This is a genomic window from Chryseolinea sp. T2, from assembly GCF_037203685.1.
Classification (GTDB): domain Bacteria; phylum Bacteroidota; class Bacteroidia; order Cytophagales; family Cyclobacteriaceae; genus Chryseolinea.
On sequence record NZ_JBBCAU010000002.1, the window covers coordinates 961,742 to 970,313 of the forward strand.

Consider the following 8,572-nt stretch of genomic DNA (forward strand, 5'->3'; position numbering starts at 1 on the left):
CCGACCTGCCTTCAACTTTGACCAAAACGTAAACCATTTATAAATTAAAGAACACACACTATGATTAAAAAACTATGGCTGATTTCGGCATGTATCTGTGCTTCCATGGTGAGCTATGGCCAGCGCGTTGGTTCATCGCCGGAATACATTAAGGCACTTACTGCCGAGTGGAAGGGCGAGCGATTTCCCGACGGGCGTCCTAAAGTTTCAGATGCAATTCTGAAACGTCTTAAGAACATCTCTATCGAAGAGGCATGGGGTGTACTACGCAACAAAGGCTATAACAATCAGTATGAAGGGGAGTGGCAGGTGATATGGCCCGACAGTGCCATGACGGGGCGTGTTGTTACCGCGCAATACATGCCGCTGCGTCCGGACCTCCAGGCACAGGTGAAGGAGCAGGGCAAGGTTGAAGCACGCGCACAGCAGGGCGGGACAAACTCCTGGCCCATTGATATCCTGCAGCCCGGCGATGTTTACGTTGCTGATGGCTACGGAAAGATTGCCGATGGCACGTTGATCGGCGACAACCTCGGTAACTCAATTTATTCACGCTCGAAGCGCGGTGTGATCTTCTACGGATCTGTACGCGACCAGGAAGGTCTTGAGGAAATCAAAGGCTTTAATGCGTGGATCAAAGGACAGGACCCTTCATACATCAAAGATATGATGCTCACAACGATCAACGCACCGATCCGCGTGGGACGCGCAACGGTATTGCCAGGCGACGTGGTACTCGCGAAGAAATACGGGACTGTCTTCATTCCCGCTCATCTTGTTGAGAACCTTGTGATCACTGCGGAAGTGACCGCGCTGCGCGATGAGTTCGGCCATCAGAGACTGCGCGAAAAGAAATATCTCGCAGGTCAAATCGACAGCGAATGGACCGAAGAGATCAAGAAAGACTTTCTGAACTGGGTGAACAATTACCCCGGCAAATTGCCGATGACGAAGAAAGAACTCGATGACTACTTAAAGGAACGCAACTACTAGGCTATCCTCAAACATGTTTCAATCTTAACCTTTTTCAACTATGAAAAGTGTACTCCAAACAATCATCAAGCAAAATAAGGAGCGCGAAGCGAAGGCCGCTGCCGACCGGCAGGCAGAGATAGACAATCCTCACACCCAGGACAACCGGAGAAATTTTCTCAAGAAGACTGCATTGGGCGGTTTGACGCTGGGCACCATGCTCGGCATGTCTACCGAGGATACCATCGCTCAGACTACATCGAAGGTAAACAAGTCTTCAAATCCATCTGACCTGAAGATCACTGACCTTCGTTACGCCGTAACAGCAGTGATGGGACGTACCGCCATCATCAGGATCGACACGAACCAGGGCATCTATGGTTTGGGCGAAGTAAGAGATGGAGCAGATGTGCGTTATGCGCTTATGCTGAAGAGCCGCATTCTTGGCGAGAATCCATGTAACGTTGAAAAGATATTCAAGATCATAAAACAGTTTGGCGGCCAGGCCCGTCAGGCGGGAGGCGTGTGTGCAGTAGAGATGGCGTTGTGGGACCTCTGCGGCAAAGCATACAACGTGCCCGCGTGGCAATTGCTGGGTGGTCGCTATCGTGACAACATCCGCATCTACGCCGATACACCTGAATCCAACAGCCCTGAAGAACAAATGAAACTGATCAAGTTCAGGACTGAGACGCAGGGATATTCATGGCTGAAGATGGATGTATCTATTAATGAACTGCAGAAAATACCCGGCACACTGGTAAACACTCAGATTTGGAAAGACGGCAATACAAGTCAGTGGGGTGGGGGCTATAGTTCTTATGCCAATACCCGTCACCCTTTCACAGGAATTCAGATCACAGACAAGGGTCTTGACGAACTGGCCAAGATCGTAGACAACGTGCGCAGCATGGTGGGATATGACATCCCGATGTCGACTGACCACTATGGTCACTTCGATGTCAACAACTGCATTCGTCTTGGCAAGGCACTTGAGAAATATCGCCTCGCCTGGCTCGAGGATATGGTGCCATGGCAATACACCGAGCAGCACAAGACGATTACCGACGCACTCGAAACGCCAACCACGACCGGCGAGGATATATATCTCTTAGAATATTTCAAGCCTCTGATCGATCAGCACGCTGTCGACATCATCCACCCTGACCTGGTATCATCCGGTGGACTCCTCGAGACGAAACGTATCGGCGACTATGCTGAAGAGAAAGGTATTTCTATGGCAATGCACCAGGCAGGAACGCCGGTTTCATTCATGGCCAACGTTCATTGCGCAGCGGCCACTCAGAACTTCCTTGCTCTGGAGCACCATTCAGTAGACCTGCCGTGGTGGGAGGGACTCGTAAAGACGACCGACGGAAGAAAGCTTATCGACAAAGGATTCGCGCCCGTTCCGCTCACAGCACCAGGTCTGGGCATCGAACTGATCGACGATGAAGTAAAGAAACACTTGCATGCTTCAGATCAGTCGTACTTTGCGCCGACCAAAGAATGGGATGAGAAGCGTTCTCACGACCGTACCTACAGTTAAGAAATTAAGAATTAAGAATTAAGAATTAAGAATTCGCTACCACGACCGAAGGTCGTGGCTGTCAATCAGCCGAAGGCTGGTGGCTAATTCACAATTCTTAATTCTTAATTCTTAATTTGCTGTCATGGACTCACTCAAGCTCTACACCACTCCCAGTGCCAGATTGCTCGGCAGCAAAATCGCTTCATATCTTGGCCTGCCTTTGGGGGAAGTATATAGTGAAAAGTTTTCCGATGGTGAGTTGTTTGTGCGCTTCAATGAAAGCGTGAGGGGACAAACCGTTTTCCTTCTTTCGAAAATCAACATGCCTTATGAGCATTTCTTTGAAATGCTGATGACCGTAGATGCCGCGCGGCGCTCTTCGGCGCGCGAAGTGGTGCTCATCATTCCTTATCTTCCGCATAGTCGTCAGGAGCGACGCGACGGACAAAGGACTTCAATATCGTCGCGCATGGTGGCCGACATCATTCAGCTGATGGGAGCTGACCGCATCATCACGCTGGATTTGCATACCAATGCCATTGAAGGCTTTTATAAAATTCCCGTCGATCCGTTATCATCCATGCGGTTGTTCGTGGACCACATCAATGCGCTTCAGCTCGAAAATCTTTGTCTCTGCAGTCCTGACTTTGGCGGCATCAAACGCATCAAACAATACAAGAAGTTCGTGCACGCCGACCTTGCTGTCATTCATAAGGAAAGGCTCAAGGCCAACCAGGTGGCGCACATGGAAGTGATCGGCGACGTGCATGGAAAGAACATCGTGATTATCGATGACATGGTTGATACAGCCGGTACGTTGTGCGCTGCTGCCAATATTCTGATGGAACAGGGTGCTCTTTCGGTACGGGCATATTGTACGCACGGGCTGTTGAGCGGTGACGCCATCAATACTATCGCCCAGTCATCGCTTGTGAAGCTGTGCATTACCGATACCGTTGTAGAAGCCATTGACCATCCTAAGATCGGGATCGTAAGTTGTTCCGAGCTACTGGCCCGGGCGATTCAAAATCTGATCAGCAGCCAGAGTCTCAGTAGCATGGGATGATAGCAGCGTGTTGATGCAAACGTGTGAAATGTTAAATGGCCGGTCGATTTTATAGCATTAACAACATTTGTTACAAAGCGGGGCATCCAAATCGCACTTATCTTCGTTTGAACGCAAAGCACCCTGAAACCCTGTCGCGGGATCATACGGTCTTTACCAGGTTGGTACAGGTTGTCGTTTAGAATTTTTTACGGGCATAACCCATCGACTTTGAAGCGACCGTTGAAGCTCAGCGAACAAACGCCATCTGATAAACAGGAGGTAAATGTGTGGCAGGATATGTTCACGTCTATTATTGAAGACGCTGATGCCAATATTCTGCTGCTTGATGAGGACTTCAGAGTGGTTAATCTGAATTCAGGATTCTTCTGGATCTTCTATGAAACGTATGGCATCGAGCTGAGAAAGGGGAACCTGCTGCTCGAATCGCTCGAGCAAAAAAATCCTGAGCTCACCAGAGAGTGGAAGGAGAGATGCATTCTCGCCCTGAGCGGCACGCCCATCAAAGTCGAAGATGTGTTTGAGATCGATGGACGCAACTATTACTGGGAGATCCATTTCATGTCACGGGCGCGTCCTGACGGGTCACAGCTGATATCGGTATTCAGCCGCGACATTACCGTCCGGAAGGCATATCAGAAGAAGATCGTTCAGAATGAGGCGAACCTTCGGTCTATTTTCAATACCGTAGATGACAGCATCTGGCTGATCAACACCGATCTCGAACTGATTGATTTCAATACACAATTTCAAAAAATACATAAGCAGGCGTTTGGCGTGCGGCCGATCCGTGGTGTAAATGTGTTGTCACTGCTGCCATCGGGAGATGCGTCGCTGATCGACAAATGGCGCGACCGTTATAAGGCTGGCCTTGCAGGCAAGCCTGGTAAGTTTCACGAGGTTTTCCAGGGCGAAAAGGAGCTTCGCAATCTTGAGATCAAAACGTATCCTATCGTGGAGAACGGAGTGGTGACGGGAGTTACTGCCTATGCCCGCGACATTACACAACAGGTGAGGACGGAAGTACTACTTAAGTCGCAGAATGAGGAGCTAACCAAGATCAATTCCGAGCTCGATCGTTTCGTGTACAGCGCCTCTCACGATCTGCGTGCGCCGCTGATGTCGGTGAAGGGGTTGCTCAACATGATCAACATGGATCCAGAGAAAGAGCATGCGCCGAAGTACCTGGAACTGATTGATCAAAGCATCGACAAACTGGATCATTTCATCACGGACATCATCCTCTACTCGAGAAACTCCCGGATGGAAGTGAAGCTCAAGCAGATCGATTTCGATGCGCTGCTGGATGAGTCTTTTGAGGCGCTCAAATATATGGAAGGAGCAAGCTCGCTGACCATCACGAAGGATGTGGATGTGATTGAGCCGTTTGAGTCAGATGCCAGCCGTTTGAGCATCATTCTGAATAACATAATTGCAAACGCGGTTCGGTATCGCGATACGCGAAAGGCCTCGCGCCTTCATGTGAGAATAAGGTCAGGATCTGATCATGCTGAGCTTCAGTTTGCGGACAATGGACTGGGTATTGCTGAGGAACATCTCGAAAGCATATTCCGAATGTTTTTCAGAGCCAGTGCTGACAGCAAGGGATCAGGGCTCGGTTTGTATATCGTGAAGGGCGTAGTTGAAAAACTTGCCGGAACGATCCGCGTTGAATCAACGGTAGGGGTAGGCACAACATTTACCATCTTGCTGCCGCATATTGCTCTGAAGGCCGGGCAGTGACACCTGCTGCGGGTTATTTTTTTTTGTGCGGTTAAATCCGTCGGACTTTTACAGTAAACGCAGATGCGGGGTTAATGACCATCAGCTGAGTGATCTCCTGGTCGTTAAAACCTGATGCCCTCAATCGCGGAAGCAAAGTTTTAAAAAGTACAGTGTATCCGCGTACAGTCCCACCGTTGGGCTTGCCGGGTTCGTACCAGCCTGCATCATGTGAAATAAGCACCCGGGACAGGAGATCCGCCTTTTTCATGTTCGACAGAAAAGAGACATACAAATCGGTGTTTTCGTCGGACAGTCCATCGAGACTGACCCAGGCGCCCTGCTGCGCCGCACGAATGTGTTCTTCGGCGGTAGCGTTCTGGGCATGTACCCAGATGAATGCACCTGGCGCGACTCCACGCTTTTGAAGAATACTCAGCTCTTCAAAGGCAGCAACAGCCGGCCCCGTGTGTGAGGCAATGGTTAATCCCGTTTGAAGATGTGTCATTGCCGCAGCAGCAATCAGCTTGCGTGAAACCTCTGAAAGGGGACCGGGATTGACGCTTATCTTGATAAATCCAGGATATATTTTCGTGCCGTCCAGCCCTTCCGTTGTTTCGCGGATCCAGCGCGCAGCGAGTTGCTCCGCCGTTTCACTGAACGCCTGTGGAGGCAGGTACTTGTTATCAGAGCCTCCATAGTAACCGGTATTGGTGATGATGTGGAGACCCGACAGCTTGCTAAGGCGGCTCAGCAGTAATGGGTCACGGCCCAGAAAGTTTGGTGTGCAGTCAATCAGAGACCTGCAGCCTGCTTCCTTCAGTTCTTTAAGAAAGGGCAACATCTTTTGAACCACGTCGTCGTCGTTCCAGCGAGTTGGATCGTACTGCGCGTATCCTGAGAAGTCAACGAGAATATGTTCGTGAATGAGGGTCGTGCTGAGGGCTTCGGGAGCAATGGCTCCGTTGACCGTGACGACTTTGCCTTCGAAAGGTATTGATTTTGGTTCGGGAATCGTGGTCGCCCGCAGTGAAAGGGGAAGGGCGGCCAGCGCAAGTTCAAGAAATGTGCGTCTTCTGATCATACCGGAGCGTTAACCGCCCGGCTTCGAGTTTCTGGGTTTCCGGTACGGATATTTTTTCGGCGTATAGCCCTTGCGTTCACTACGTATCTTTTTCTTTTTCTCAACATCCTTCTTTTCGAAGTCTATGTATCGCGCGATGCCAATATTGAACTGTCCAAACATGTCGTGACGCGTTCCGGGTATATCATACAGCGTCTGATGTGAGTTTACCTTATCAAGATAAGACTTTGTGCGCGGATCGAACAAGCCGTAATTAAAACGAAGGTCAAAGAATACGCGCCAGCTGTTGGTAACGTCCCAGTCTGATTGAAGTCCTGCACCTGCAAACACCTGCATCGGTCGGAAATCCGACTTGCTGGAAATCACATACTGGTCGACTTCCGGTACGGCGACCCCGTCGTACTCGATGTTGTAATCGGGTGGCAAGATCGGATAAACGTCTTTGGGAAATGTCATGATGTCGGCGGCGTGGCTAACTGTCTCTGAGCCATCAAGCAAATACGAAGGACTGAGTGAAACAATTCCGCTGATCTTGAGGAAGGCGAGGTTCACGATGTGCACCTTGAAGCCCACGGGAATGGTCAGGTACTTCAGGTTGTACTCCCGGTCGCCGATATCGCCGTCGTAGTTGTTCAGTACGTACGAATTCTGTCCAACGTTGATGAGTGAAGGCGATATAACGAACCCAAAATATTCATAATTGACGCTGAAGTTGGCGCCGATAGGGGCGAACTTGATGCCATAGTATGGCCGGTATCGCGGGTCACGGGATATGCCGTTGTCCATGGTCAGGGTAGACATGATGCCGGTATGCAGCCCAAAGGACATGGAAAGCTCCTGTGCCTGCAGCACCGCCCCAGGAAGCAGGAGCAGGGAAAAAATGAAAGCACGTAGTAAGAACTTGCCGGGGGCCATGTCGTTATTCGACTGATTTCACAATGGCTAAGGTACGCTACACAACTGCCCTCTCTGAGGCATAACCGGCGAGGCGTTATTTGGCCAGCCGAGATGCCGGAGGCATCTTCGGCCAATTGAGGTGCCGAGGCATCTTCGGCCAATTGACATGCCGTAGCATCATCGACCAATTGAGATGCCGCAGGCATCTTCGACCAATTAAGATGCCGTAGGCATCACAGATCAATAGCAAAACGCGTCCATCGAAATCCCCTTCCGTGAACAATCAACGCAACGACGAATTCAGGATTTACGCCAGGTTGTGATAAACGCTTTGCACGTCGTCGTCCGCTTCCAGAGCCTCAACAAGCTTCAGCACTTCATCCTGCTGGTCTTCAGGTAGTTCCTTCGTAGTCGTCGGAAGGTACTGAAGCGTGGCGCTCTTTGCCTCGAGGCCGCGGGATTCAAGGAACTTCTGCATATGGCCAAATTCGGAAAACTTAGTATACAGCGTGAGGTCCTCATCGCCAGGTTCGATCTCTTCGGCGCCGGCATCGATCAGGTCGAGTTCGAGTTCGTCGAGGTTGATGGCGGCAGGGTCAAACTTGAAAACCCCCTTGCGGTCAAACATGAATGCGACGGATCCCGAATTGCCCATTGCGCCGCTGTTCTTGGAGAAAATGAGGCGGACGTTGGCTACCGTTCTCGTTGGATTATCAGTCGCCGTTTCCACCACGATAGGAACACCATGCGGCGCATAACCTTCATAGATTACTTCCTGGAAATCCTTTTCTTCCTTGGAGGATGCGCGTTTGATGGCTGATTCAATCCGGTCCTTCGGCATGTTCACACCTTTCGCGTTCTGAATGCATACCCGCAGGCGTGGATTGTTTTCGGGTAACGGGCCGCCTTGTTTAACTGCTATCGCGATGTCTTTTCCGATGCGCGAAAAGGCTTTTGCCATCTTGTCAAATCGCGCGAACATCTTGTGCTTCCTTTTTTCAAATATGCGACCCATGTTCTGATACTTTTGTTTATCTTAAGCGAAGGCAAAAATAGAGCAGATATACAATTAGTCAAGGTGACCCGCCAGCGATAATTGGAGCTCGTTGATGATCGGCAGACTCACCCTGGTGATTAGGAAATCGACAAAACCCGTCGAAAACTTACGTGATTAGTTGCCCTGTTGCGTTAAAAAAAAGTTCAATATAAAGCTCTGTCTGCCAGTTACTTCATACTCTGTGCTGCAAAAAAGTGGGTCTTGAACTGTTACATTTTATGCCCAAACATTATTTAGTTGGAA

Annotated in this window: 7 protein-coding genes; 4 read left to right on the forward strand and 3 right to left on the reverse strand. The window is 50.0% G+C overall.

The features are described 5' to 3' along the window. Positions 1 to 60 precede the first annotated feature (60 nt). The 4 genes from WBG78_RS08790 (at position 61) to WBG78_RS08805 (ending at position 5,312) form a co-directional block, all read left to right on the forward strand. Positions 61 to 993, forward strand: coding sequence for an RraA family protein (locus tag WBG78_RS08790; protein WP_337326032.1), 933 nt, complete (start codon positions 61 to 63; stop codon positions 991 to 993). A 40-nt stretch (positions 994 to 1,033) separates the two neighbouring features. Further along, positions 1,034 to 2,521: a mandelate racemase/muconate lactonizing enzyme family protein gene (locus WBG78_RS08795; RefSeq protein ID WP_337326033.1), complete on the forward strand. Its 1,488-nt coding sequence runs from the start codon at positions 1,034 to 1,036 to the stop codon at positions 2,519 to 2,521. Between the two features lie 124 nt (positions 2,522 to 2,645). Next, positions 2,646 to 3,569: a ribose-phosphate diphosphokinase gene (locus WBG78_RS08800; protein ID WP_337326034.1), complete on the forward strand. Its 924-nt coding sequence runs from the start codon at positions 2,646 to 2,648 to the stop codon at positions 3,567 to 3,569. A gap of 210 nt (positions 3,570 to 3,779) precedes the next feature. Beyond that, positions 3,780 to 5,312 (forward strand): sensor histidine kinase, encoded by a 1,533-nt coding sequence (locus WBG78_RS08805; protein WP_337326035.1) that lies wholly within the window; start codon positions 3,780 to 3,782, stop codon positions 5,310 to 5,312. Positions 5,313 to 5,343: 31 nt separating this feature from the next. Here WBG78_RS08805 and WBG78_RS08810 read toward each other — a convergent pair whose 3' ends face one another. The 3 genes from WBG78_RS08810 to WBG78_RS08820 all read right to left on the reverse strand — a co-directional run bounded on the left by WBG78_RS08810 (position 5,344) and on the right by WBG78_RS08820 (position 8,287). Next, entirely contained in the window at positions 5,344 to 6,375 is a 1,032-nt protein-coding gene (locus WBG78_RS08810; protein WP_337326036.1) for a phosphotriesterase family protein, read from the reverse strand. Positions 6,376 to 6,384: 9 nt separating this feature from the next. Continuing rightward, positions 6,385 to 7,290: an outer membrane beta-barrel protein gene (locus WBG78_RS08815; RefSeq protein WP_337326037.1), complete on the reverse strand. Its 906-nt coding sequence runs from the start codon at positions 7,288 to 7,290 to the stop codon at positions 6,385 to 6,387. A 289-nt stretch (positions 7,291 to 7,579) separates the two neighbouring features. Then, entirely contained in the window at positions 7,580 to 8,287 is a 708-nt protein-coding gene (locus WBG78_RS08820; protein ID WP_337326038.1) for a YebC/PmpR family DNA-binding transcriptional regulator, read from the reverse strand. Positions 8,288 to 8,572 lie beyond the last annotated feature (285 nt).